The sequence below is a fragment of the Curtobacterium phyllosphaerae genome, from assembly GCF_049341865.1.
GTDB lineage: Bacteria > Actinomycetota > Actinomycetes > Actinomycetales > Microbacteriaceae > Curtobacterium > Curtobacterium phyllosphaerae.
The window spans coordinates 431,642-457,302 of sequence record NZ_JBMPIU010000001.1 but is presented as its reverse complement, the minus strand read 5'-3'; the positions used below and the strand labels follow the sequence as shown (position 1 = coordinate 457,302).

The 25,661-nt window shown below is 72.9% G+C and carries 20 protein-coding genes; 8 read left to right on the top strand and 12 right to left on the bottom strand.

What is annotated here, in order from left to right:
• The first annotated feature begins 8 nt into the window (after window positions 1-8).
• The 6 genes from ACO0E0_RS02100 (at window position 9) to ACO0E0_RS02075 (ending at window position 8,832) form a co-directional block, all read left to right on the top strand.
• A complete protein-coding gene (locus ACO0E0_RS02100; protein ID WP_422869744.1) occupies window positions 9-521 on the top strand; it encodes a GNAT family N-acetyltransferase in 513 nt (170 codons plus the stop codon).
• A 102-nt stretch (window positions 522-623) separates the two neighbouring features.
• The gene (locus tag ACO0E0_RS02095; protein WP_422869743.1) at window positions 624-3,410 is read left to right on the top strand and encodes a hypothetical protein; all 2,787 of its coding nucleotides are present in this window, start codon (window positions 624-626) and stop codon (window positions 3,408-3,410) included.
• Window positions 3,407-5,731: an FtsX-like permease family protein gene (locus tag ACO0E0_RS02090; RefSeq protein ID WP_422869742.1), complete on the top strand. Its 2,325-nt coding sequence runs from the start codon at window positions 3,407-3,409 to the stop codon at window positions 5,729-5,731. The genes ACO0E0_RS02095 and ACO0E0_RS02090 overlap by 4 nt, the downstream gene beginning before the upstream one ends.
• A complete protein-coding gene (locus ACO0E0_RS02085; protein ID WP_422869741.1) occupies window positions 5,728-6,810 on the top strand; it encodes an ABC transporter ATP-binding protein in 1,083 nt (360 codons plus the stop codon). Before ACO0E0_RS02090 ends, ACO0E0_RS02085 begins: the two co-directional genes overlap by 4 nt.
• Window positions 6,803-7,789, top strand: a complete 987-nt coding sequence (locus ACO0E0_RS02080; protein ID WP_422869740.1) for an ABC transporter ATP-binding protein — start codon at window positions 6,803-6,805, stop codon at window positions 7,787-7,789. Before ACO0E0_RS02085 ends, ACO0E0_RS02080 begins: the two co-directional genes overlap by 8 nt.
• A 146-nt stretch (window positions 7,790-7,935) precedes the next feature.
• Entirely contained in the window at window positions 7,936-8,832 is an 897-nt protein-coding gene (locus ACO0E0_RS02075; RefSeq protein ID WP_422869739.1) for an NAD-dependent epimerase/dehydratase family protein, read from the top strand.
• 819 nt (window positions 8,833-9,651) lie between these two features.
• Here ACO0E0_RS02075 and ACO0E0_RS02070 read toward each other — a convergent pair.
• The 8 genes from ACO0E0_RS02070 to ACO0E0_RS02035 all read right to left on the bottom strand — a co-directional run bounded on the left by ACO0E0_RS02070 (window position 9,652) and on the right by ACO0E0_RS02035 (window position 17,665).
• Window positions 9,652-11,073: an LLM class flavin-dependent oxidoreductase gene (locus tag ACO0E0_RS02070; protein WP_422869738.1), complete on the bottom strand. Its 1,422-nt coding sequence runs from the start codon at window positions 11,071-11,073 to the stop codon at window positions 9,652-9,654.
• A 170-nt stretch (window positions 11,074-11,243) separates the two neighbouring features.
• Window positions 11,244-11,693 carry a Fe-S cluster assembly sulfur transfer protein SufU gene (gene sufU / locus ACO0E0_RS02065; protein ID WP_422869737.1) on the bottom strand — a complete coding sequence of 150 codons (450 nt, stop codon included), beginning with the start codon at window positions 11,691-11,693 and terminating at the stop codon, window positions 11,244-11,246.
• Window positions 11,690-13,075, bottom strand: coding sequence for an aminotransferase class V-fold PLP-dependent enzyme (locus tag ACO0E0_RS02060; RefSeq protein ID WP_422869935.1), 1,386 nt, complete (start codon window positions 13,073-13,075; stop codon window positions 11,690-11,692). Before ACO0E0_RS02060 ends, sufU begins: the two co-directional genes overlap by 4 nt.
• A gap of 211 nt (window positions 13,076-13,286) precedes the next feature.
• Window positions 13,287-13,499, bottom strand: a complete 213-nt coding sequence (locus tag ACO0E0_RS02055) for an antitoxin (protein WP_422869736.1) — start codon at window positions 13,497-13,499, stop codon at window positions 13,287-13,289.
• Window positions 13,500-13,652: 153 nt separating this feature from the next.
• A complete protein-coding gene (locus tag ACO0E0_RS02050) occupies window positions 13,653-14,942 on the bottom strand; it encodes a chloride channel protein (protein ID WP_422869735.1) in 1,290 nt (429 codons plus the stop codon).
• Between the two features lie 149 nt (window positions 14,943-15,091).
• Window positions 15,092-15,607, bottom strand: a complete 516-nt coding sequence (locus ACO0E0_RS02045; RefSeq protein ID WP_422869734.1) for a hypothetical protein — start codon at window positions 15,605-15,607, stop codon at window positions 15,092-15,094.
• A gap of 76 nt (window positions 15,608-15,683) precedes the next feature.
• Window positions 15,684-16,658: a PhzF family phenazine biosynthesis protein gene (locus ACO0E0_RS02040; RefSeq protein WP_422869733.1), complete on the bottom strand. Its 975-nt coding sequence runs from the start codon at window positions 16,656-16,658 to the stop codon at window positions 15,684-15,686.
• Window positions 16,659-16,681: 23 nt separating this feature from the next.
• Window positions 16,682-17,665 (bottom strand): magnesium and cobalt transport protein CorA, encoded by a 984-nt coding sequence (locus tag ACO0E0_RS02035; RefSeq protein WP_422869732.1) that lies wholly within the window; start codon window positions 17,663-17,665, stop codon window positions 16,682-16,684.
• 212 nt (window positions 17,666-17,877) lie between these two features.
• Between ACO0E0_RS02035 and ACO0E0_RS02030 the strand changes: the two genes are divergently transcribed.
• Entirely contained in the window at window positions 17,878-18,687 is an 810-nt protein-coding gene (locus tag ACO0E0_RS02030; protein ID WP_422869731.1) for a TspO/MBR family protein, read from the top strand.
• 122 nt (window positions 18,688-18,809) lie between these two features.
• On the opposite strand, the gene ald is transcribed toward ACO0E0_RS02030, so the two are convergent.
• The 4 genes from ald to ACO0E0_RS02010 form a co-directional block, all read right to left on the bottom strand.
• Window positions 18,810-19,907, bottom strand: coding sequence for an alanine dehydrogenase (ald, locus tag ACO0E0_RS02025; protein ID WP_422869730.1), 1,098 nt, complete (start codon window positions 19,905-19,907; stop codon window positions 18,810-18,812).
• Between the two features lie 171 nt (window positions 19,908-20,078).
• Window positions 20,079-21,482, bottom strand: a complete 1,404-nt coding sequence (locus ACO0E0_RS02020) for an FAD-binding oxidoreductase (protein WP_422869934.1) — start codon at window positions 21,480-21,482, stop codon at window positions 20,079-20,081.
• 23 nt (window positions 21,483-21,505) lie between these two features.
• A complete protein-coding gene (locus ACO0E0_RS02015; RefSeq protein ID WP_422869729.1) occupies window positions 21,506-22,516 on the bottom strand; it encodes an AraC family transcriptional regulator in 1,011 nt (336 codons plus the stop codon).
• A gap of 40 nt (window positions 22,517-22,556) precedes the next feature.
• Window positions 22,557-23,519: a sugar-binding transcriptional regulator gene (locus ACO0E0_RS02010; protein ID WP_422869728.1), complete on the bottom strand. Its 963-nt coding sequence runs from the start codon at window positions 23,517-23,519 to the stop codon at window positions 22,557-22,559.
• Between the two features lie 227 nt (window positions 23,520-23,746).
• Between ACO0E0_RS02010 and ACO0E0_RS02005 the strand changes: the two genes are divergently transcribed.
• A complete protein-coding gene (locus tag ACO0E0_RS02005; protein WP_422869727.1) occupies window positions 23,747-25,534 on the top strand; it encodes a glycerol-3-phosphate dehydrogenase/oxidase in 1,788 nt (595 codons plus the stop codon).
• Window positions 25,535-25,661: the final 127 nt, after the last annotated feature.

The window sequence follows — 25,661 nt, the reverse complement described above, 5'->3', positions numbered from 1 at the left end:
GTGTGCGGATGGCTCCTCGCTTCACGGTCCGTGGCACCCTCCCCGACGACTGGCGTGAGGTCCGTTCGCTCCGACTGCACGCCCTCGCCGACACCCCGATCGCGTTCGGCGAGACGCTCGCCGCCGCCCGACTGCACTCCGAGGACGTCTGGCGGTCCCGTGCCGCACGCGATCTGCAGGAGCACTCCACGCTCCTCGTCGCGATCGACCGGACGGGGACGTGGGCCGGGACGATGGGCGGTGTCGTCGACGGGCTGCCCGACGACCCCCTGCCGATGCTCGTCGGGGTGTTCGTCGAGCCGGCGTTCCGCGGTCGGCGCGTCGGGGTCGCGGATGCGCTCCTCACGGCGGTGGAGACCTGGGCCGCCGGAGAGGGACCCGCGCTGACCTTGCACGTGCGCGAGGACAACCCGCGCGCGATCGCGTTCTACGAGTCCCGCGGGTTCGTCCGGACCGGGGTGACCCTGCCCTACCCGCTCGCACCGGGCAGTCGCGAGCTGGAGTTGCGGAAGGCGCTCTGACCTTCGGCCGGAACCTGTCCACAGACCGGATCGCATGCCCCCGACGGACGCCCCGGCTCCGCTATCGTCGTGCGGAAACGTCGGAGGGACGAGGGGGGCACGGTGCTGAGAGCAAGTCCGGTGCGGTTCCGGGTCCGTCGTGCGCTCCGCCGGCGGGCGGTCCTCGGCGTGGTCGCCGCGACCGTCGTCGTGCTCGCCGTGCTCGGCTCGGCGGCCGCCGCACTCGCGGTGCGCGCTCCCACCGACACCGCCCGGGAGGCCCTCCGCGCGTCGCCCGATCGGCTCACCTCCGTCACCATCTCGGCCGCCGGCGCACCGGTCCGGCAGGACCGCACGTTCCGGCGCATCGTCGCGTCCGCCTTCGGCGACGCACCCGTGCGGGTCGCGCACAGCGTGGACGGCCGGACGTCGACGTGGCGGGTGCGTCCGGACATCGCTCGGCTCACCGCCGCGGAACTCGGCGATCTCGAGCACGGGTTCGGTGCACTCGCCGACCGCGCGCGCGACGCGTTCGCCGCGGACGGCGGGATCACGACGACGGGCTCCGGCGCGACGACCGCGACCACACTGCACGGCGCCGCGCAGGCCGCTCGGGAGACCGTGCCCGTCCCGCTGACGATCCTCGCGGTCGCGGGCGCCGTCGCCCTCGGCATGCTCGGTCGACTGCTCGTCGCCTCCAGGCTGGTCGAGGACCGTCTGCTGCGGGCGCGCGGTGCGTCCGGCACCTGGTTCGTCGGCTCCGCAGCCGTCGAGTCGGCGATCGTGGCCGTTCCGGCGGCCGTGCTCGGCGCGGCGGCAGCCCAGCTCGCCCTGTGGCCGTTGCTCGGACCGCCGACCGGTCCGCTCGAGGTCGTGGTCCCGGTCGTCGCCGTCGTCGTGCTCGCGGTCGGGGCGTCGACCGTGGGTGCGCTGTCCGGCGTGACCCGACGACTCGACCTCGGTTCGGCACGGACCACCGTGGCGGTGTCGGGTGCGGTCGTCGTGGTGCTTCTCGTCCTCGCGGCGATCGCGGTCTGGCGCTACCGGGACCCGTCGTCGACACCAGCCACGCGGGCGTCCGACCCGTTGGCGGTCACGGCACCGGCCGCGGCGTTGACGGCGCTCGGGGTGGCTGCCGCGCTCGCGCTCGGACCGTTGCTCGTCGGGGCCGCAACGGCCACCGCCCGGGGCCGCGGTGTCGGACGGGTGCTCGCGACGCGACTCGCCGCACGCGATCTCCGGGTACTGGCCACGCCGACGACGCTGCTCGCGCTCGCGATCGCGGCGGGTGCACTCACCGCCGGCACGACCGGCACCACCGGAGCGTTCCTGACCGACTCGGGGCGGATCGTCCACGGCGGTGCGGTGCGCGCGACGATCGGTGGGAGCGTGCCCCTGGACGGTCCCGACGACCTCCTGCCGTCGTCGCTCCGGAACGGCTCGTCCGAGGCCCGGGTCACACCGGTGCTGCGGTTCGCCGCCACCACCCCCACCACCGACGTCACCGTGATCGGCACCGACGCCGGATCGCTCGGACGTGTCCTCGGCGTCGACCGGGCGACGTTCGACGCCGATGCGGTCGACCACAGCATCGCGCGCGCGGATCCCACCGGTCTCGCGCTCGGGCGCACCACCGGACGCGCGCTCGACATCACGCTCGCGATCCGCACGGGCTCGTCCGCGGCGGCTCCGGACGACTCCTCGTTCCTCGGCCCCGTCGCCACGGACGACACCGTCGGCACGTCCGGGCTCATCGTGTCGGCCACCGCGTGGGTCGCCGACGGCCGCGGCGACCTGGCACCGCTCGACAGCTCGACCGCGACCGTCGGACTCTCGAGCGCGACCACGCCCACGGTCTCGACGACGCTGCCACCCGGCGGACCGTGGCGCCTCGTCGCGGTCGACCTGCGCACCCGGAGCGACGTCGACGTCACGGACGTCTCGGTCGGTGTCACCCGGATCGTCGTCGGTTCCCGAGCAGTCGCGCTCCCGGGGGCGTCATGGTCCGTCGCGCGTTACGCGTTCGACGGCAGCGCCTGGGCCGACCCTGATGCGGACGCCCGCACGTCGTCCGGGCCGATCGCGGTCCACGCGTCGACGCTGCCGGCGTCCGGTGCCGCCGCGGCCGGCGTCCGGCTCATGCCCGGGGCAGGACGGACGGTCCCGATCGCGGTGAGCAGGACGCTCGCCGCGGCCGCGGGCCTCCACGCCGGTGACGCGATCGCCCTGGACGGCGACTGGGCCGGGTTCCGCGGACGGGTCGCCACCGTCGTCCCCGTGGTCCCGGGGACGGACGGCGGTGCCGCGGTGCTCGCCGACCTGTCCGGACTCGACATCGGGATGCTCGCCGCGGCGGAGCAGCCCCCGCGCACCCGCGAGATCTGGGCGGCCGGCGCCGGGTCACGGGCCACCCTCCGCTCCGCGCTCGGGTCGGGCGCGGCCATCACCGCGCCGACGACCACCATCGAGCGGCCGTTCGTCGACCTCGGGACCGACACGCTGCTGCTCGGCGTCACGGGCGGCCTGCTGTTCGGTGTGCTCGCCCTCGTGGCCGCCATGGTCACGAACGGGCGGGACCGCGGCGACGAGGCCCGAGGTCTGCGTGCCGCCGGCGTCCGGCCGCGCACGCAGGGACTCGTCCGCGCGTTCGGACCGGCCGTCGTCGTCGTACACGGCGTCGTCGCCGGTCTCGTCGCCGGGGTCGCGACCTCGGCGATCGTCGCGGCCACCTCGGCTCGGTCGAGTGCGCCCGCCGCCCCGACGGACCTGCCGGCGCGGCTCGTCCTCGACTGGCCAGTGCTCGTCGTCCCGGTGGGTGTCGTCCTGGTGGTCGGCGGGGTCGTCGTCGTGCTCACCGCCGTGACGGTCGGTCGGGCCGCACGTCGGGCCGGATCGGGGGTGGACCGATGAGCGGACGGCACCAGGACCCCGAGCAGTCGCTCAGCGAGCCCGGCCAGTCGCTCAGCGAGCCCGGCCAGTCGCTCATCGAGCCCGGCCGCCCGGCGATGACCTGGGGCGCGCCTGCGGCGATCCGGTTCGTCCGGCGATCGCTCGGGGCGCAGTGGTCGGCGCTCGTGGCGTTCGCCGTCCTCGTCGCGGTCGTCACCGCTGCGGGCGCCGCAGCACCTCGGCTCACCGCCATGCTCCTCGACCAGGACCTCCGGCACACGATCGCGAGTGCCAGTCCGGCATACCGCGACCTCACTTCGAGCATCGAGTCGGCCGTCGACCCGTACTCGGACACCCCGTACGCGCTGCTGCAGCAGACCTGGCGGCACATGCCGACGACGTTGGCCACGGTGCGGCACGACCTCCGCCCGGGACTCCGCTCGATCGTCGACGGCGGGCACTTCGCGGGCATCGCGAGCGGGTACGCGCGGGCCGGGACCCCGGAGCCCGCGGGGTTCGACGCGAGCGGGGTGCCCGGCGGCATCGCGGAGCACACCGAGTACCGCGTGCAGGCGAACCCGGAGCTCCGGTCCGACGCCCGGCTCGTCCGAGGCCACTGGCCGCAGCCGAGTCGCACGATCGGGACGGACGACGTGCTCCAGGTCGTCGCGACGGCGGCGACCGCCCGGACGATGGGCTGGCGCCTCGACGAACGGCAGACGTTCTCCGGCGCGCTCGTCGGGGACTTCCGGGTCGAACTCGTCGGCGTCGTCCGCCCCGTCGATCCCCACGGCGACCTGTGGGTGATCGACGCGAACCGGGCATCGCCGTCCGTGACCCACTCGAAGGACGGGACCCCGACGATGCACGGAACCGTGTTCATCGACGCGGACAGCTGGCCGGACCTCGCACCCCAGCTCGGCACGACGACCATCTCGACCTGGCTCGGGATCGACCCGGACCGGTTCAGCGTCGGCACCCTGCCGGCGTTCCGCAGCGACCTGACGGCGATGCTGGCCGACCCGGCCACCGTCGGCGCCACCTCGGGCGACGACCGCGTCGTCCGGTTCCAGACCTTCCTGCCGCAGACGCTCGACCTGTACGCGGCACGGGCGACCGCGTCGGCGGCGGTCCTCGCGGTGAGCGCCACGGGTCCGCTCGGGGTCGCTGCCGTCACGGTGCTGCTCGGCACCCGCGGACTCCTGCACCGGCGGCGTGCCGTCCGGGAGCTCATGCGACGGCGGGGCGCGTCCGCCGTGGGACTCGGGTGGGCGGCGGCGCGCGACGTCGCGGTGGCGAGCGTTCCGGCAGCCCTCGTCGGGGCACTCGCCGCAGTGTGGCTCGTCCCCGCCGACACCGGCACCTGGATCGTCGCCACGGTCCTCGGTGCGGCGGGCCCGCCCGTCCTGGCCTGGTGCACCGCCGCCCTCGGCGCCCTCGACCGCAGCGCCGACCGTCGGACGACCCTGCTCCGTCGTCGCTGGGTCCCGGAGGCCCTGGCACTGGTCCTGGCCGCCGGTGCGGTGACCGTCGTCATCCAGCGTGCGCTCGTCGCGCACTCCGCGGCGCTCGAGTCGACGTCGTCGGTGTCCGCGACCGCGGCCGCCACAGATGCCGTCGGACACGTCGACGTCCTCGTCACCGCGACGCCGCTGCTCCTCGCCGCTGCTGCTGCGGTGCTGCTCCTCCGACTCCGACCACACGTCGCACGGTGGTCCGTCGGGCTCGTGCGTCGTCGGGGAGCTGCGGCGTTCGTGGGCACAGCCGAGGACGTCCGCGGTGGGTCCGGGGCCGCCTGGGTACTCGCCACGATCGTCGGCGCGACGAGCATCGGCGTCCTCGCGGGGACCGTGCTCCGGAGCGCCGCCGCCGCGGACCTCCCGACTGACGGCCGCACCCGCGGGCTCGACACCGCAGCCCTGGTCGGCGGACTCGCCGCGGTCATCGTGGCCGGCCTGCTGCTCTCCGCGGTCATGACCGCCGCATCGATCACGCTCACCGTCGTCGCCGCGGCACCCGGTCGCCGCCGGCGCGGTGCCATGCTCCGGACCCTCGGGCTCACCGCGCGACAGCGCACCGCAGTCACCCTCTGGGAGCTCGTCCCGCGAGTCGTGCTCGGGATCGTCGCGGGCATCCTGCTCGGTGTCCTCGGAGCACTCGTCCTGGTCCCGGCGGTCGTGCCGCCGGCAGCGGTGCGCGGTGCGAACTCCCTGGTCCTCGACCCGGGCGCCGTCCTCGCGACAGCGGGACTGTTCACGCTGGCCGCCGTGATCGCGACGATCACGGCCGTGATCAGCGACCGACGACGCTCCGGCGTCCTCGACGAGAGGAGCGACGCATGACGGCGTCGAACCGCACCGACGGCTCCGGACCAGAGGCGGAGGCGACTCGACGGGCCCGGGTGCCCCGGGCCTCCCGGCCGCGTTACGGGCCCGGTCAGGGTCCCGCGGCCCTGGTCGACGGGCCCGGTCGCGCGACCCCGGTCGCCGAGCGCACCATCCGGTGCCGCGACCTCGTGCGGATCTACGCCGCCGATGGGATCGAGGTCCAGGCGTTGCAAGGACTCAACCTCGACATCGCCGGTGGCGAGCTCGTCGCCCTCGTCGGCGCGTCCGGGTCGGGCAAGTCGACACTGCTCGGGATCCTGTCCGGCCACGACCGTCCGACCGCGGGGACCGTCGCCGTCGCGGGGCTCGACCTCACCCGGATGCGAGCGTCTGACCATCTGCACTACCGACGGAGCGTCGTCGGGTTCGTCTGGCAGCAGACCGAGAAGAACCTCGTGCCGTACCTGTCGATCCGCGAGAACGTGTTCCTCGCGATGCGGCTCGGCCGGAGCGATGACCAGTCGCGGCGTGCCGGTGAGCTCGTGGAGCTGCTCGGACTCGGGGACCTGACCGAACGCCTCCCCGCCGAGGTGTCCGGCGGTCAACGGCAGCGGGCGGCGATCGCCGTCGGGCTCGCCAACGCGCCGTCGGTTCTGCTCGCGGACGAACCGACCGGCGAGCTCGACGAGGCGACGAGTGCCGAGGTGCTCGAGATGATGCGAACGGTGAACCGAGAACTCGGCACGACGACGCTCATCGTCACCCACGACGCAGCCGTGTCCGAGCACGTCGGTCGGACCGTCCGCATCCGCGACGGCCGGACCTCGACCGAGGTGCTCCGCGGCGACCGGGCGATCGGGTCCGACGGGCTGTCGGCCGAGGAGTACACGGTCGTCGACGACGCCGGTCGGATGCAGCTGCCGCAGGAGTACCTCGACACGCTCGGCATCCGGGAGCGGGTCCGGCTGACGCTGCGGGACGACCACGTCGGCGTGTACCCGTCCGGACACACTGGGGCGGGCTCACAGGACCTGCCCGCGGACGACGTCCCCGCCACGAACCGGACCGACCCCGAGGAGCGCCTCGATGCCTGACATCCCGACCGATCCGGCCATCGGCACGTCGAACCCGACCGGTGTCCCGCACCTCGCCGCGCCGATCCTCGAGGCACGCGCGCTCACCCGCCGGTACCGCGACGGCAAGGACCAGGTGCGGGGGTGTGAAGACGTCTCGCTCGACGTCCGCCCGGGGGAGATCGTCGTCCTCCGCGGTCGATCCGGTGCCGGCAAGTCCACGCTGCTCCGACTGCTCGGCGGCCTCGACCGCCCCACCTCCGGCACCGTGCATGTCGGAGGTCGGGAACTGTCCACGGCCGACGAGGACGACCTCGTCGCGGTGCGTCGTGAGGACGTCGCGTTCGTGTTCCAGGACTTCGGGCTCCTCCCCACGCTGTCCGCCGCGGAGAACGTCGAGATCCCGCTCCGGGTCGCCCGCGTGGAACCGGCGGAACGGGACCGACGCGTCGCCGAGGTCCTCGCCGCCGTGGGGCTGGAACGCCATGCTCGCCAACGACCGACCGAACTCTCCGGCGGCCAGCAACAACGTGTCGCCATCGCCCGGGCGATCGTCATGCGACACCCGGTGCTCCTCGCGGACGAGCCGACCGGGCAACTCGACAGCGTCACCGCGGACCAGATCATGCGGTTGCTCATCGGCCTCGCCCACGACCACGACGTCGCTGTGGTCGTGTCCACCCACGATCCACTCATCATGGAGCAGGCGGACCGCGTCCTGGAACTCCGCGACGGCCGAGTGGTCGCCGAGCACGGGGGGCACGGCGCGCAAGCCGAAGCAGAGGAGGGCCTGTGGCCTCCGGGGCGCGGAGGGCACGCTGCCGACGCACCGCCCGAGCCGCGCGCCGCACACGGAGAGCATCCCGAGCCGCGCGCCGCACACGGAGAGCATCCCGGGCGCGCTCCGCTGTCCGAAGGGGAGGCGCGTCCTCCGTCGAGCGGGTCCCCCACCGTCCCCGAGCAGCCGCGTCCGGCAGGCCGACGTTCCCACCGGGCCTGAGGTGACGGTGCCGCGTCCGGCACCGTGGACCGGAGCCCTGCTCAGCCCCGCCGCTCGGCGCCCGGCCGAGCACCGCGGCCCGGCGCCGGCTCTCCCCCAGCGGCGTGTCCACAGCGAGTGTCGCGGGCCCGTCGTAGTCTCCGCGTGTGCGCATCCTCGTCACCGGCGCGACCGGGTACATCGGTCGTTCGATCGCGACCGCCCTCTCCGGAGACGGACACGACGTCCTCGGCCTCACGCGTGACCCGACCGGCTCGCGGGCGACGGCACTCCAGCGCGTCGGGGTGAGCCCCGTGGCCGGCGACGTCGCCGACGTGGCCTCGTACGAGGGCCTCCTCCCGCATGTCGACGCCGTCGTGCACACCGTCGTCGACGCCGACGATCCGGTCGGCGCCGACCAGCGACTCTTCGCGGCCGTCCGGCAGGCCGACACCGACGACCGCCGCAGCCGACACGTCGTCTACACCACGGGATGTTCGACCTACGGTTCCGGGGTGCACACCGTGCTCACCGAGACGACACCCGTCGACCCGGAGAACCGACGGGCACGGCTCGAGGTCGAACTGGCCGACACCGGGCTCGCGCACACGATCATCCGGCCCGCGTTCGTCCACGGGGCGGATGCCCGGAGCTCGATCGTCGGCCGGTGGTTCGGTGACGCCGCCGACGGGCGTGCAGTGCACCACGGCGAACCCGGCAAGCTCTGGTCATGGGTGCACGTCGACGACGTCGGAGCCGCCTATGCCGCTGTCCTCCGCGAACCGGCTGCGCACGATGGCCAGGTGTACCTCCTCGCGGACGACCAAGCGGCGCCGGCGCTGACGGTGTTGACTGCCGCGGCACGCACCGCCGGGTACGAGGGTCCTGTCGCCTTCGCTCCGATCGCCGATGAGCTGCCGACCTACCGAGGCTTCGACCACGATGAGGTCATCGACTCGACGAAGGCGCGCTCACGTCTGGGCTGGATCCCGACGAAGCCGGGCGTCCTCGACGACATGCCGACGTCGTTCACGGAGTGGCGTCGAGCATCCGCGGCACGCTGACCGCACCCGCTCCCCCGTCGGCAACTCAGGACGACGCCCCGGGGACAGGGCCCTCACCCGCGTGGATCGTGCCCGTTTCCTGAATTGCCGCGCCGCCGCACCCCGCCTGCACCGCGCCTCCAGTCCGCCCCGTGCCCTGCCCCTGCCCGCCCGTGCCCGTGCCCGTGCCCCCAGCTCCCCACCGCCGGCAATCCAGGACGACGCCCCGGGGCAGGGCCCTCACCCGCGTGGATCATGCCCGTTTCCTGAATTGCCGCACCGCCGCACCCCGCCTGCACCGCGCCTCCAGTCCGCACCGCGGCTGCAGTCCGCACCGCGGCTGCAGTCCGCCCGTGTCCGCCCCGAGCCTCAGCTCCCCACCCTCGGCAATTCAGGACGACGACCCAGGGCAGGGCCCTCACCCGCGTGGATCATGCCCGTTTCCTGAATTGCCGCGCCGCCGCACCTCGCCCGCACCGCGCCTCCAGTCCGCCCTGTGCCCTGCCCCTGCCCGCCCTCATGTTGGAGCCCGCGCGTCGGCAACTCAGGACGATGCTCCGCTGACGAGCGCTTCCGAGCGGGAACCCTCGGTGACTCCTGAACCGCCGCGCCGACTTGACCTGCAATGCATCGCGCGTACGACCTCCGCTGCAGCCGACTAGGACAACACGTCCGGGCACCAGCATCCGCCACCGGAATCCGCCCGGGATCCTGAGTTGCCGGCCATGCCCACCACCGGCACGCTCCCGCACCCGCACCCGCACGCACCCGCACCCGCACCGCCCCCCACACGCACCCGCACCCGCACGACCCCACCCCGCCCCCGCCCCCGCCCCCGAGTCACACCCCCGCGCGCGCCCCCACCCGGAACGACGCACCCCGATGCTCCTCCGGCAACCGATCCCCCCGCCCGAGGAGCTTGTTGCGGAGCGCCCCCTCCTGGTACGCCGCGGGGTACGCGCCCCGTGCACGGAGCTCCGGGATGACGAACTCGATGACGTCCTCCCAGGTCCCGGGCGTCACCGCGTAGGCGAGGTTGAACCCGTCGACGTCCGTCGCCGCCACGATCTCCTGCATCCGGTCGGCGATCGTCGCTCCGGAACCGACCTCGACCGGCCCGAGACCGCCGATCGAGGTCTGGCGGACGATGTCCCGGATAGTCCACGTCGAGCCGTCGGATCCGGTCGCCGCCGCCAGGTTCGCCGCCGCCGACTGGATCGCGTTCGACTCGACGTTCCCGAGCGGCTCGTCGAGGTCGTACGCGGAGAGGTCGACGCCCATCCATCCACTGTTCAGGACGAGCGCCCCGAGGTCCGACGCGTACGACAGGTAGTCCTCGTACTTCGCCTGCGCGAGCTCGTCCGTCGCATCGGTGATCACGGTGAGGAGGGTGTAGATGCGCGCGGCGTACCGATCGCGTCCGGCGGCCTCGAGCGCGTCGCGGATCCGCCCGACGGTCGCAGCGAGCTGTGGGATGGTCGGTGCCCCGACGAAGATCGCCTCCGCGTTCTCGGCGGCGAACCGGATGCCACGCGGCGACGCACCGGCCTGGTAGATCACCGGCGTGCGCTGCACCGAGGGCTCGGACAGGTGGATGCCGGGCACGTCGAAGTGCTCCCCGTGGTGTTCGATCGGGTGGACCTTCGACGGGTCGGTGAACACGCCGGTCGCACGGTCCTCGACGACGGCGTCGTCCTCCCAGGACCCCTCCCACAGCTTGTACAGGACCTCGAGGTACTCGTCGGCGACGTCGTAGCGGTCGTCGTGGGCGAGCTGGTCGGTCTGCCCCATGTTGCGCGCGGCACTCGGCAGGTACCCGGTGACGACGTTCCAGCCGACACGCCCCTCGGTGAGGTGGTCGAGCGTCGACATCCGGCGTGCGAACGGGTACGGGTGCTCGTACGCAGTCCCGGCGGTGACCCCGAACCCGAGGTGCTCGGTCACCGCCGCCATCGCCGACACGAGCAGGATCGGGTCGTTCACCGGCACCTGCGACCCGGTGCGGAGCGCCGCCTCGTTCGAGTCGCCGTAGACGTCGTACGTGCCGAGGACGTCTGCGATGAACAACCCGTCGAAGGTGCCGGACTCGAGCAGTGTCGCCAGCGAGGTCCAGTACGACAGGTCGTTGTAGTGTCGGGACCGGTCGCGCGGGTGCCGCCAGAGGCCGGACGACTGGTGGGCGACGCAGTTCATGTCGAACGCGTTGAACCGGATCTGCCGCGGGGTGTCCGGAGTGGTGTCGGGCTGCTCGGATGTGCTCACGCGGCGAGGCTACGTCGGGCGCCGCCGCGACCGCTCCGACTGTGACCTCGCGTGACACCGGGGTCGCCGACGGCCGGGAGGCGCGGCTGCGGTCGCGAGTGCGGGCTCGGCCCCGGCGGGCGGTCACGCCCGGCAGGGTCAGCGCGCGGCAGGGTCGGCGCCCGGCAGGGTCAGCGCGCAGCGAGCACGGCGGAGCAGGCCTCCGCGGCGACCCAGGCGAGCATCCCGCACTTGACCCGCATCACGAACTTCGAGACGCCGTGGAACGCGACGGCGTCCTCGAGGAGGTCCTCGTCCGGCTCGCCCACACCCCGCGACCGCATCATCGCGCGGAACGCGTCGGTCAGGACGGCCAGCTCGCCGAGCGTCCGCCCGGGGGCCATGTCCGCCAACACCGACGCGGAGGCCATCGAGATCGAACAGCCCGCGCCTTCCCACTGCAGGGCCGCGATCCGGTCGGTGCCGGGTTCGAGCCGGACCCGCACGGTGATCTCGTCGCCGCAGGTGGGGTTCCGCTCGAAGTGCTCGGCATCGGCGTCGGGGAGTGGACCGTCACCGTGGCGGGCCTTCGCGTGGTCGAGGATGACCTGTTGGTAGAGCCCGGCGAGCACGTCGCTCATCGCGACACCTCCGGCACCCCGGTGTCCGCGGCAGGGTCGGCGGACAGGGACAGGTGCGCGGCGCCGAGGACGTCGGCGGCAGCCTCCACTCCGAAGTACGCCCGGACGCCCCCGACCGCCGCGACGAAGCGGTCGACGTCCTCGTCCGTGGTGTACACGTACGTGCTGGCCCGGCTCGTGGCGACGAGTCCGAGCCGCCGGTGCAGCGGCTGCGCGCAGTGGTGCCCGCTCCGGACGGCGATGCCGAGTGCGTCCAGGTACTGCGACACGTCGTGCGCGTGGACGCCCTCGACGTCGAAACTGACGAGCCCGGAACGGGCGACGCCTCGGGCGGGACCGACGACCCGGACACCGGGGACGGCGGCGAGACCGTCGAGCATCCGCTGGGCGAGCTGCTCCTCGTGCGCTCGGACCCGCTCCGTTCCGATCTCGTCGAGGTAGCGGACCGCCTCGGCGAGGGCGATCGCCTGCGACACCGGTTGCGTGCCGGCCTCGAACCGTTCCGGCGCGGGCATGAAGTCGCTGCGCTCCATCGTGACGGTCGTGATCATCGAGCCCCCCGTGCGGAACGGCGGCAGCGCGTCGAGGAGTTCCCCGCGGCCCCACAGCACGCCGATGCCGGTCGGTCCGAGCATCTTGTGACCCGAGAACGCGGCGAAGTCCACCCCGAGCGCCGCGACGTCGAGCGGCCGGTGGGGTGCGGACTGGCAGGCGTCGAGCACGACGAGCGCACCGACGGCGTGCGCGAGGGCGACGACCTGCTCGACCGGCGCGATCATCCCGGTGACGTTCGACACGTGCGCGAACGCTACGACCCGGGTACGCGGGCCGATCACGGCGGCGGCGTCCTCGGCGGTCCAGCATCCGCTGTCGTCGACCGGCACCCACCGGAGCTCGGCGCCGGTCTGGGCCGCCAGTTCCTGCCATGGCACGAGGTTCGCGTGGTGCTCGGCCTCCGTGACGACGATCTCGTCACCGGCTCCGAGCCGGAACCGTTCCGCTCCGGCACCGCCGCGCCCGTGCGACGCGTTCGCCATGCCGTAGGCGACCAGGTTCAGCGCGTCCGTGGCGTTCGACGTCCAGACGATCTCGCTCGGCGACGTCGCCCCGACGAACCGCGCGAGCGTCGCCCGGGCGTCCTCGAAGGCTTCCGTGGCCGCACCGGCCAGGGTGTGCGCACCGCGGTGCACGGCGGCGTTGTCGGTCTCGAGGAACCGTCGTTCGGCATCGAGCACCTGCCGCGGTCGCTCGGCGGTCGCCCCGGAGTCGAGGTACGCGAGCGGCACGCCGTTGACGTCCTGCTGGAGGACCGGGAAGTCGGCGCGGATCGCCCGGACCTCGGCGTCGCGCAACGGGCCGCCGGCCGTCGAAGCGTCCGTCAGGTCGGCGGACGACGCGGTGGCGGTCGACGCGGTGGCGGTCGACGCGGTGGCGGTCGACGCGGTGGCGGTCGACGCGGTGGTGGTCGATGCGGTGGTGGTCGAGGTCGGATCGGTGCTCGTCACGTGGGGGGTGCCTCCTGGTGTCACTGGCAGAACCCGTCCATCGTGCTCGCCATTCCGCCGGGAGTCCACCCGGCGGAGCGCCGAGGAGCTACTCGTTCCCGACGTGCTTGTCGGCCTGCTGCTTGGCGTTCTCGATCTTGTCGCTGTACTTCCCGCCGGTGGCCTTGTCGACCGCGCCGGCGACCTTGTCGAGCAGGTCGTCGCTGATGCCCTCGGCCTTCTCGCTCCGGAGGGCGTCCTTGACCTTGTCGTTCCCGAGGAACTGCTGCGCCTTCTTGCTGATGTCGTCGAACCCGGCCATGACCGCTCCCGTCGTGGATGACGGCGCCGAGTGCCCCGTCCCTGCGGGCGATGGTATGCCTGTGACCCCGCTCAGGACCAGACCCGACCGGCCCGCCCAGCGCCGGCCCCGCCCAGCGCCGGCCCCGCCCAGCGCCGGCCCGCCCAGCGCCCGCTAGGCCACGCCGACCAACCGCCGCCGCCCGAGCACGTAGCCGACCGCGACCGCTCCGCTCACCGCGAGCAACGTCGGGATGAGGATCGTCGGCCCCTGCCCGGTGAACTCGACGACGAGCACGAGCGCGGTGAACGGTGCCCGCAGGGTCGTCGCGAGGAACGCCGCCGCGCCGACGAACGCGAACGCGGCGAGGCCCGATCCCGGCCAGAGGAGCATCCAGGCACCGCCGAGGAACGCCCCCGCGGCGGCGCCGATCGCGATCGAGGGCGTCAGGGTCCCACCGGCCGCTCCGGCGCCGATCGTCCCGACCGTCGTGGCGGTCTTCGCGATCGCCAGCACGAGCATGAACAGGATCGGTGCGAGTCCGAGGACGGCGGGACCGGACAGGTCCGCGTTCATCGCGGCGAGCCCGGTCGCGCGGCCGTTCCCCATGATCTCCGGGACGAACACCGCCACCACCCCGACGAGCGCGAACACCATCGGCATCACGACGAGGATCCGCCACCCGCGCGGCTGGTGCGTCTGGAGGGCCGTCGTGAGCCGGACGAACCCGACCCCGGCGAACCCGAGCACCGGCCCGACGATGATCGACCAGACGAGGAGCGACGGCGACATCGTCATGTGCGGGACGTCGTAGAGCGTCTCGACGGGGACCACGAGCCGCGCGACGAAGGCGGCGATCGCACTCGTCGCGAACGCGGGGAGCGCGGTGGCGAACGTGATCTCGCCGAGCAGCACCTCGACCGCGAACAGCGCACCGCCGAGTGGTACGTCGTAGACGGCGGCGAGCCCGGCGGCGGCACCGCATGCCACGAGGATCTTCGTCTCCCGCGTGGTGAGCCCGGCGCGCTCGGTCACCAGTTGACTGAGCCAGGCACCGATCTCCCGGGGGGCGACCTCCTTGCCGATCGACGCACCGAGTCCGACGGCGAGGATCTGGATGCCGGCGTTCCCGACGGTCACGAGCGAGGGCATCCGTGCACCACCGACCGCGCCGTGCACGGACACGACGGGCCGGCCGAAGCGACGGAGCGCCCACCACCCGACGGCCGCGAGCACCCCGGCCGCGAGCACGGCGGCGAACCGGCGGAACGGGTCGGGTTCGTCGGCGGCCTCGGCTCCGGTGTGGAACGGGAACCCGAACGCCACCACCTGGATGAGGTGCAGGGCGAGGAACACCGCGATCCCGGCGATGCCCCCGGCGACCCCGACGAGACCGGTGACGACGACGATGCGGGCGATCCACCGCGGTGTCGTGTGGGCACTTCGGTCGATCGGATGCGGCACGCGCCCACACTAGCGGGGCGCCTCCGCGCGCGAGCCGCAGCCCCGGGTCGGAACGCCCGACCCCGCGGACCGCCAGGACCGCCCGACCCCGCGGACCCCGCGGACCACCAGGACCGCACGGACCGCCCGGCGGAACGCCCGCGAGGTCCTCAGCCGGCGGAGGGCGACCCGGACGGGCGCAGGGTGTCGTCCGTACCGGAGCCCGACTCGATCGCCGTCTTCGTGGTCCACCCGTACCAGGCGTCCCCGACCCGGACGGTCGCGCGACCGTCGCCGCAGGTCATGAGCCCGTCCGTCGGCAGGGTCTCCGGCAGGAACTCGGCCGGGATCGCCGGGCCGCCGTGCGTGTCGTCGAGCGGCGTGCAGGCGGTGGGGTCGACGCCCCGGGCGGACGTGAACCGGATGTCGTACCCGGGGTCCTCGGTGTCGAGGCGCACGTCGATGTCCTTCGCGTCCGAGGGCACCCACTTGGGCATGACCCACGCCAGGTCGCCCTTGGTCGGGGCGTCGGCGTAGGTCGCGAAGTGCTGCTGTTGGACCTTCTGGTACGGAGTGAGGGCACTGCAACCGGTCAGGGTGAGGAGCACGGCGGCCATGCCGACCGCGCCGACGGCGGCGAGGGTCGCGGAACGGTCACGGCTGGCGCGGTTGGTGTCGTTGTTCATGCATCCAGCGTCCCGCAGCGTGCCGGCGGAGCCCATCCGGTGCGCTCCCGGACCGATGGTGGGGACAACCCCCGTCTCAGCCGGGGATGACGACCGCCGTGCCGGACACCACGATCCCGCCGGACACCGGGACGTCGACGTGCAGCACGCCAGGACGCCCGACGTGTCGCCCCTGCTCGATGACGACGTGCGCCGGGGGTTCGACGAGCCCGAGCGCCCGGAGGTACCCGCCGACGCTCGCGGCCGCGGAACCGGTCGCGGGGTCCTCGTCCATCGTGCCGACCGGGAACAGGTTCCGCGCCTCGAACCGGCCGGGTCCGACCGGGTGCAGGATCGTCACGGTGCCGGCCCAGCCCTGCTCGTCCATCAGCGCCCGCATGGCGTCCGGGTCGAACCCGAACGCGTCGAACGTCCGGCGGTCCGCGAGCACGAGCACCGGGTGCGTGTTGCCGGCGGACGCCAGCATGGGCGGGAACCCGGGCGCGAGGTCCCGAGCGGTGACGGACCGGACGCCCGCTGCCGCGCCTCCCGTCCGGCGGTCTCCCGCACCGTCTGTCGGACTGGAGGCGCGGCGCACGTCGACGGGGACCCGCAGCAGCGCGGTCAGACGGTCGAGCACCGCGGGGTCGATCGGTGCCGTGGTGGGTTCGACGCTCGTGAAGGCGGCGACCACGCGGCCGTCCTGATCGATCGACGTCGTGATGGTGACCGGCCCGACCGGGGTCGCGAACGCGAACGTGGACGGCGTCCGTCCCGCAGCGAGGGCCTGCTCGGCGAGCACCACCGCGGTGGCGATGGTGGCGTGTCCGCAGAACGGGACCTCGGCGGTCGGGGAGAAGTACCGGATCGCGATGGGGGACGACTCACCCGACACCCGTGGTGCTCGCGGTGCTCCCGGCGCGACCAGGAACGCGGTCTCCGCGTCCCCGACGTGGCGCGCGATCCGCTGCATCGTGGCGTCGTCGAGGTCGCTCGCATCGAGCACCACTCCTGCGGGGTTGCCGCCGGCCGGATCGAAGGTGAACGCGGCGAGGCGCAGGACGTCGACCATGTCGCCGTGCTCCCGACCCGGTGTCAGAACCAGCGTTTCACCTTGAACACGATGTACAGGACGACCGCGAACAGGATCATCGCCAGGATCGACAGCGGGTACCCGTACGTCCACTTCAGTTCCGGCATGTTCGCGAAGTTCATCCCGTAGATCGCCGCGATGAGCGTCGGCGCGAACAGGATCGCCGCCCACCCCGAGATCCGCTTGGTGTCGTCGTTCTGCTTCTGCTGCGCCAGTGTGGCGTCGACCGTCAGCGCGTTCTGGAGCAGGGCGCGGAACGTGTCCGCCCGCTCGGCGGCGCGGATCACGTGGTCGAGGACGTCCCGGAACCGGCGCTGCATCTCGACCGGCAGGTGGTACTTCTCGGCGCCGCGGTGGATGTTGTCGAGCATCGAGATGAGTGGCCGGGTCGCCCGCTGGAAGTCGACGACCTCGCCGAACAGCTCGTAGATCCGCTTCGACGTCCCGCTCACGCCGGAGAACAGCTGGTCCTCGATCTGGTTGATGTCCTCCTCGAGACCGTCGATGACCGGGCGGTAGTCGTCGACGATCGAGTCGAAGAGCGCCCACAGCTCGGCCTGCGGCCCCACGGAGACGAGTCCCGGTTTGCCGCTCATGCGACGGAGGGCGTTCGGCACGGCGGTCTCGCCCCGAGGGTCGGCCTTGACGACGGCGAGGAAGAACTTCGGACCGACGAAGGCGTGCACCTCGCCGAACTCCACGCGCTCCTCGGCGTCGCGGTACAGCGCCGGCTTGAGGACCGCGAACAGGGTGTCGCCGTAGCGCTCGAGCTTCGGGCGCTGGTGGCCTTCCGAAGAGTCCTCGACCGCGAGTTCGTGGAGGTCGAGCGCCACGGCGACGTCGCCGAGCTCCTCGGCGTCCGGGCGGTGGAGGCAGATGGTCGCGGTGGCGCCCTGGCCGTCGAGCATCGCGAAGGTGTCCTCGAGCGACGGTGCCGTGATCGGCGCGATCTGGTCGACGTAGACGGTGTTCAGTGCGACGGTCATGGTGGCCTCCTCCTGGAGCGTACGCGACGGCTCGGAGACGGGTAGCGTCACGGTCATCAGCATGCTGATCACCATCGACCGCCGTCCGTCATCGGCATCGGTCGCCGGTGTCGGTCACCGGCGTCGGTCACCGGCGTCGGTCGCCGGCGGGAACGCGTCGGCGGGACGACCGCGTCGGCGGATCAGGAACATCCAGAGCAGAGGAGCACCCCATGTCGTGGTTCAGCGGAACCGTCCGGAAGATCGTCATCGCCGCGAGCGCCGTCATCGCCGTCGTCGGCTCGTTCATCGGCTCGGGAGCGGCCGGCGGGACCCCGATCCAGGACGCCGCGGGCGGGGCACTCTCCGCGTCGGCGACGGCGATCGCCCCGGCCGGCCCGGCCTTCGCGATCTGGAGCGTCGTCTACGTCGGACTGCTCGCGTTCGCGGTGTGGCAGTTCCTCCCGCACCGCGGCGACCCGGCCCTGCGTCGGCGACACGACCGGATCGGCATCGCCGCGACGCTGTCCCTGCTCCTCAACGCGGCCTGGATCCTGTCCGTGCAGGCGGGTCTGCTGCAGCTCAGCTGGGTCGTCATCGTCGCGCTGCTCGCCGTCCTCGCGTGGACCTTCGTGCTGCTCCGCCGGGATCCGTCGCGGTCCCGTACCGAGGCCGTGGTCACGGACGGCACGTTCGGGCTCTACCTCGGCTGGGTCTGCGTCGCGACGGTCGCGAACATCGCCGCCGTGCTGAGCGCCGACGGGTTCCAGGGGTTCGGGCTCGGACAGGACCTCTGGGGGTCCGTCGTGGCGGCGGTCGCCGGGGGTGTCGGGCTGCTCGTCGCGGTGACCGGTCGCGGGCGGATCGCCCCGACGCTGTCGCTCGGATGGGGACTCGTCTGGGTCGCGGTCGCCCGCCTCGACGGCCCGCTCGTCTCCGTGCCGACCGCGGTGACAGCGCTCGTGGCCACGCTCGTCGTCGTCGCGACGACGGCCGCGATCCGGCTCGGGGCCGTGCGACGGTCGAGCACGGCCACGGCCTGACCGACGCGAGCCGGACCGCCAGAGCGCCCGACGGCCGGACCGCCAGAGCGCCGGACCGCCGGACTGCCGGACCGCCGGACGCGGGTTCGTCGAGGCCGGTCCGGCGCGGGGTCGCCCCGTCCCTACGCGCCGGCGACGACCAGCCCGTGCGCTGCCGCCACCGCCGCGTTGACGACCCGACCGGCGTGCACGTTCAGCCCGCGGGCGAGGGCGGCGTCGTCGTCGAGGGCAGCGAGCCCCCGCCCGGCGAGTGCCACCGCGTACGGCAGGGTCGCGTTCGTCAGCGAGATCGTCGACGTGCGCGGCACCGCCCCGGGCATGTTCGCCACGCAGTAGTAGACGGTGTCGTGCACGGCGAACGTCGGGTCGTCGTGCGTGGTCGGCCGTGATCCCTCGAAGCAGCCGCCCTGGTCGATCGCGATGTCGACGAGCACCGACCCGGGCCGCATGTCGGCGACCATCGCGTCGGTGACGAGCTTCGGCGCCGCGGCCCCGGGGATGAGCACCGAGCCGATCACCAGGTCCGCCTCGGCGAGCGCCGATGCGATCGCGAGAGCCGAGGACCGGAGGGTCGTGACCCGGCCGCCGAACCGGGCGTCGAGCACCCGCAGCCGTGGCAGAGCGATGTCGAAGATCGTCACCTCGGCACCGAGCCCGAGCGCCATCTCGGCCGCGTGCTCCCCCGCGACCCCACCGCCGATCACGACGACCCGGCCCTTCGGCGTGCCGGGGACGCCCCCGAGCAGCAACCCGCGACCGCCGTTCGTCTTCATGAGCTGTGTCGCACCGACCTGTGCGGACAGGCGCCCGGCGATCTCGGACATCGGCGACAGCAGCGGCAGCGAGCGGTCCGGCAGCTGCACCGTCTCGTACGCGATCGCCGTCGTCCGTGCGGTCACGAGGGCGTCCGTCAGCGCCCGGTCCGCTGCGAGGTGCAGGTACGTGAAGAGGATCTGGTCCTTGCGCATGAGCGGGTATTCGCTCGCGACGGGCTCCTTGACCTTGAGGACGAGGTCGGCCCGACCCCAGACCTCCTCGGCGGTCGATCCCAGGGTCGCGCCGGCGGCGGCGTACTCAGCGTCCTCGAACGCGGAACCGAGGCCGGCACCGGACTGGACGAGGACCTCGTGGCCGTGCTGGACGAGCTCGGCCACGCCCGCCGGTGTCGCCGCGACGCGGAACTCGTTGTTCTTCACTTCGGTGGGGACGCCGATCAGCATCAGGACTCCTCGTGCTCGCGGACGGCTGTGTCAGGACCGGCACTCATTCATCCACATGTTCCGACACGAGGGGCCGCACTCGAAGGATGTCCCGACGACGACGCGTTCCGTGGTCCTGGATTCGGGCAGGACGCCGTCGGAGCGGTCCCGGCCGAACGATCGGCGGGACGATCAGTCGAAGACCTTGCCGGGGTTGAGGATCCCCGTCGGGTCGAACACCCGCCGGATGCCCTGTTGCAGCGCGTAGGCGTCGTCTCCGAGCTCGTCCCGCAGCCACCGGCGCTTCAGCACGCCGACGCCGTGCTCCCCGGTGAGCGTCCCACCGAGGTCGATGGCGGTCCGGAACAGCGCATCTGCGGCGTCCCACACCCGTTGCGGCACCTCGGTCCCCGTGAACACGAAGTTCGGGTGCAGGTTGCCGTCGCCGGCGTGCGCGACGGTCGGGATCGCGACCTCGAACTCCGCGGCGATCCGCTCGATCGCCGCGAACATGTCCGCCAGTCGCGACCGCGGGACCGCGACGTCCTCGATGAGGACCCGGCCACGGGCCTCCATGGCGGGGTGGAACGAGCGCCGGATCGTGAGCAGGCGGTCGGTGTCCGCCGCCGTGGCGGCCACGCGGACGGTGCCGCCACCGGACTGGAGGCGCGGAGCGGCGGCGTCCGCGTCCGCCGCTGCGGTCGGGCCGTCGAACTGCACCAGGAGGAACGCACCTCCCGCGCCCGCTGCCCCCGTGGTCGCGCTGAGCACCTCCGGGCTGAGGAGGTCCCCGATGCCGGCCAGCGCGTCGGCGTCGAGGAGCTCGAGCGTCGAGGGGCGGGCACCGACGCGCATCAGGTCCGACGCGGCCGCTGCCGCCGTCCGGACGTCGGGGAACACCGCCCCGAGCGTCACGGGCTCCCCGGGTGGGATCGGCACGAGCCGGATGGTGGCCCCGACGATCACGCCGAGCGTGCCCTCGGAACCGACGAACAGCGCCGTGAGGTCGTACCCGGTGACGCCCTTGACCGTCCGGTGCCCGGTCGAGACCAGCCGGCCGTCGGCGAGCACGACGTCGAGCCCGAGGACGGCGTCCCGCGTCACGCCGTACTTCACGCAGAGGAGTCCACCCGCGTTCGTCGCGATGTTCCCGCCGATGCTCGAGATCGCCCGACTCGCCGGATCCGGTGCGAACCGGAGACCGAGCGGGGCGATCCGTTCGTTGAACGCGGCGTTCAGGACCCCCGGCTCGACGACGGCGAGCTCGTTCTCGGTGTCGATCTCGAGCACGCGGTCCATCCGCGCGACGCTGAGCACGACCACGCCGTCCGTGCCGTTCGCCCCGCCCGCGAGCCCGGTCCCCGCACCGCGTGGGACGACGCCGACGCCGAGCGCGGAACACGTCCGGAGGACCGCCCGCACGTGCTCGACGGACCGGGCCTCGACCACGGCGAGCGGGGTCCCGGCCGACACCCAGCCGGACTTGTCGGTGCGGCTGGCGTCGAGCACGGCGGCGTCGGTGCGGACGACGGTGCCGTCGAGCGCCACCCGGAGCCGCGCGACGACGTCCGCGCCGGAGCCGGCGCCCGTGTCCATCCCGGTGCCCGACGCGCGGTCCGTCACGGTCGCGCTCGGAGCGTCTCGTTCGGGAGGCGGCCGAACCGGGACCGGTACGCGGCGGAGAACCGGCCGAGGTGTGCGAACCCCCACGCGCGGGCGATCTCCGCGACGGTCGTGGCTGACGGGTCGGCGGCGACGAGCTCCCGGTGCACGGCGTCGAGCCGCACGGACCGGAGGAGCGCCCCGGGCGTGGTGTCGAGGTGCCGCCGGAAGCTCTGCTGCAGTCCGCGAGGGCTGAGGTCCGCCGCCGCCGAGATCTCGGTGGTGCCGATCGGCAGGTGCGCGTTCGCGTGCACGTAGTCGATCGCTCGCCGGACCCGGTCGATCTCCGGCCCGATCCGGCCTTCGGGGACGCGAAGGCCGCTGCGCTGCGGGAACGTCGCGATCATCGCCGTCGCGAGCGTTTCGGCCATCTCGTGACGGGCGATCGGCCCTGGCGGATTCGTGAGGTCGAGGAACCGCGGAGAGACCCGACGGACGACGGCGCGCCACGACGCGAGCGCCTCGGGGGTCTGCGCGCGGAACGGGTCGAACGCCAGGCGGGTGCCGTCGGGGTCGTCACTCGTCGCCGCGAGCGTCTCGACGAACCGGCGGTCGAGGTGGACGAGGCTCTGGACGACGTTCGTGTGGTGCATCGTGAACGAGCGGTCCATCGGCAGCACGATCGGGATGCCGGTGGGCAGGTCGACCTCGCGCTCCTCAATCGTCAGCACGGTGCGCCCGGCGCGGTTCCACAGCACGATGAACTCGCGCTCGTTCTTGCTGGTCCCGCGGAGCCCGGCGAGGAACCGCGAGGTCCGCAGGGACATGTCGACGTCCCCCACGGCGGCGTGCTCCCACGAGAAGACCGGGCCCGTCCGCGTGACGTCCGGGTCGCGGATCGCGTACCCGGCGCTGAAGAACGCCAGGGCTTCGTCGATGTCCGAACCGGTGACCCGGCGGACGTACCGGCCGTCCGACACGCTTCGGGGACCCGCGGAGGCAGGGCGGAGCTCGGATGACATGGTCATGTCGCCGACGGTACCCGCCACCTCCGACATCGACGAGGGGTCATCCCTCGAGCAGTGCCTGCCCGGCACTCTCGTCGATGATCAGGTCGGTGACCAGCCCGGCCGCGAGCGCGCCGCGGAGGCTCGCCGCCTTGGACCGGCCGGCGACGACGCAGATCCGCCGCGGCGTCCGCTTGATGACGTCGAGGTCGGGCGCGCCGGCACGTTCGTTGACACCGATGTCCTTCCACGAACCGTCGGCGCGGTAGAACACCGTCGAGACGTCGCCGACCACCTTCTCGCGGCTGAGCTCCTCGCGGTCCGCGGGGTCGAGGTACCCGCCCGAGTACACGTGACTCGGGACGAGCGCCTGCGGGGACCCGACGCCGAACAGGACGACGTCCATCCGCGCGTGCAGATCGGACACGCGGCGGATGCTCCGCTCCCGGAACAGGGCGTGCTTCGTCTCGGCGGCGTCGAAGAACGCCGGCACCGGGAACTGCTGCACGACGGCCCCGTACGCGTCCCCGAAGCGGCGGAGGATCTCGCTCGTGTAGACGATGCCGGTCGTCCGGGTGTTCGCGGCACCGTTCACCTGGACGATCGTCGTGCCGTGCGTCGCCTTCGGCACCAGGTACCGGCTCACGGCGCTGACCGTCGAGCCCCAGGAGATCCCGAACACGATGTTCGACTCGACGTACTGGGTCAGGATCCGGGCCGCCGACAGCGCCACCCGCTCGAGCCGGTCGACGTCGCTCGTGTGGTCCGGCACCGGGACCACGTGTGCGTGCACGCCGAACCGGCCGCGGAGGGTCCGGCTCAGGGCGGCGGCCTGGTCGAGCGGGGAGCGGATCTGGATGTCGACCAGTCCGGTGTCCCGCGCGTACTTGAGGAGCCGCGACACCGACGAACGCGACGTCGCGAGCTCGTCCGCGATCGCCTCCATCGTCAGGTCCTGGAGGTAGTAGAGCTGCGCTGCGCGCAGCGCCTGTTGGGTCCGCAGCGGCCCTGCCGCGTCACTCATGTCGATCCTCCAGCACCTCGAACGGTCGTGCTCGACCCGGCCATGCACGGACGTGCAGCGGCCTTGGTTCCATTCTCGCGCCTCCCGTCCGTCCACGCCAGTCCGGACTGGAGCGACGGCCACGACCGGAGCACGGGCTGCACGTATGTGCAGTCCGGTTGCCCGCTCAGGGAGCGAAGCGCAGCATCGTTGATGAACCCGACCAAGTGAAAGGGACGTGACAGACCATGTCGAAGAAGACGCTGCAGCGACCGACCGTGACCGCGATCACCGAGCGGCCCCGGGCACAGGTCCTCGTCGTCGGCGGCGGGATCAACGGCATCGCGACGTTCCGCGACCTGGCGCTCCAGGGCGTCGACGTCGTGCTCGTCGAACGGAACGACTACGGCTCCGGGGCGTCCGCCGCGTCGAGCCACATGATCCACGGCGGGATCCGCTACCTCGAGAACGGCGAGTTCCGGCTCGTCCGCGAATCCGTGCAGGAGCGGAACGGCCTCATCAAGATCGCGCCGCACTACGTCAAGCCGCTGCAGACGACGATGCCGATCTTCTCGACGATGTCCGGCATCATGAACGCCCCGCTCCGCATGCTCACGCACAAGCAGCGGTCCACCAAGGAGCGCGGCGCCGCCCTCATCAAGATCGGCATGACGCTGTACGACTCGTTCTCGCGCGACGGCGGTTCGGTGCCGAAGCACAAATTCCTCACGAAGAAGGCCGCGCTCGAGGACATGCCGGCCCTCAACAAGGACCTCAAGTACACCGGCACCTACTACGACGCGTCCGTGCACGAGCCCGAGCGGCTCGCGCTCGACGTGCTCAAGGACGGCCTCGCCGCCGGCACCGGCACCGGGCCCGCCGCCACCGCGCGCAGCGCCAACTACGTCGAGGCCGTGGGGACGCAGGACGGCGGCGTGCTCCTCCACGACCGCGAGACCGACGAGTCGTTCGTGTTCCACGCCGACGTCGTCGTGAACGCCTCCGGGCCGTGGACGGACCTCACGAACCAGGCGTTCGGCGGCGAGACGAAGTACATGGGCGGCACCAAGGGCTCCCACATCGTCGTCGACAACCCCGAGCTGCTCGAGGCCACCCGAGGCCGTGAGATCTTCTTCGAGAACGACGACGGCCGCATCGTCCTCATCTACCCGCTCAAGGGCCGCGTGCTCATCGGGACGACCGACATCGACGCCGACCCGGCGAAGCCGACCGAGGTCACCGAGGACGAGGTCGACTACTTCTTCGACCTCGTCAAGCACGTGTTCCCGCAGATCGAGGTGACGCGCGACCACATCGTCTACCGCTACTCGGGCATCCGGCCACTCCCCCGCCACGAGGACACCGCCCCCGGGTTCGTGTCCCGCGACTACCGGATCGTCGAGACGCCGATCGGCGGCCTGCCCGATGCGAAGGTGCTCTCGCTCGTCGGAGGCAAGTGGACGACGTTCCGGGCGCTCTCGGCGCACCTGTCGACCGAGGCCACGAACCGCCTCGGCGTCGACCGCAAGGTCGACACGCTCGGCATGGCGATCGGCGGCGGCAAGGGCTTCCCGACCACCGACTCGGCACGCACTGCATGGGTCCGATCGCACGCCGACGGCCTCGACGAGACCACCGTCGACCGCCTGCTCTCGCGCTACGGCACCCGGGCAACGGACGTCATCGACGTGCTGCTCGACCACGCCGTCGTCCCGCTCGAGTCCGATTCCGAGCTCACCACGGCCGAGGTCGCGTTCTTCGCCGAGCGCGAGCACGCGGTGCACCTGTCCGACGTGGTGTTCCGTCGCACGAACCTGGCCTTCGTCGGCGGTGTCACGATCGAGCTGCTGACGGAACTCGCGGACGTCCTCGGGCAGTCGCTGTCGTGGAGCGCTGAGGAGCGCGACGAGGAGATCGCCGCGACCCTCGAGGAACTCCGGGTCGCGCACGGGGTCGTCGTGCCGCTCACGTCGGGTTCCGTCTCCGCCGCGCCCGAGTCGCAGGTCGCCGGCCCGCAGGCGGCCGCGACGCGCTGACCCGCGCTCGTTCCCGACGCCCGCGTCCCGACTCCGGTCGGGGGCGCGGGCGTCGTGCGTTGCGGGGTGTGTGCGGGGTTGGAGCGAGGCCGTCGTCCGATCGCCCCGTCCGTCGGTCCCGCGCCTG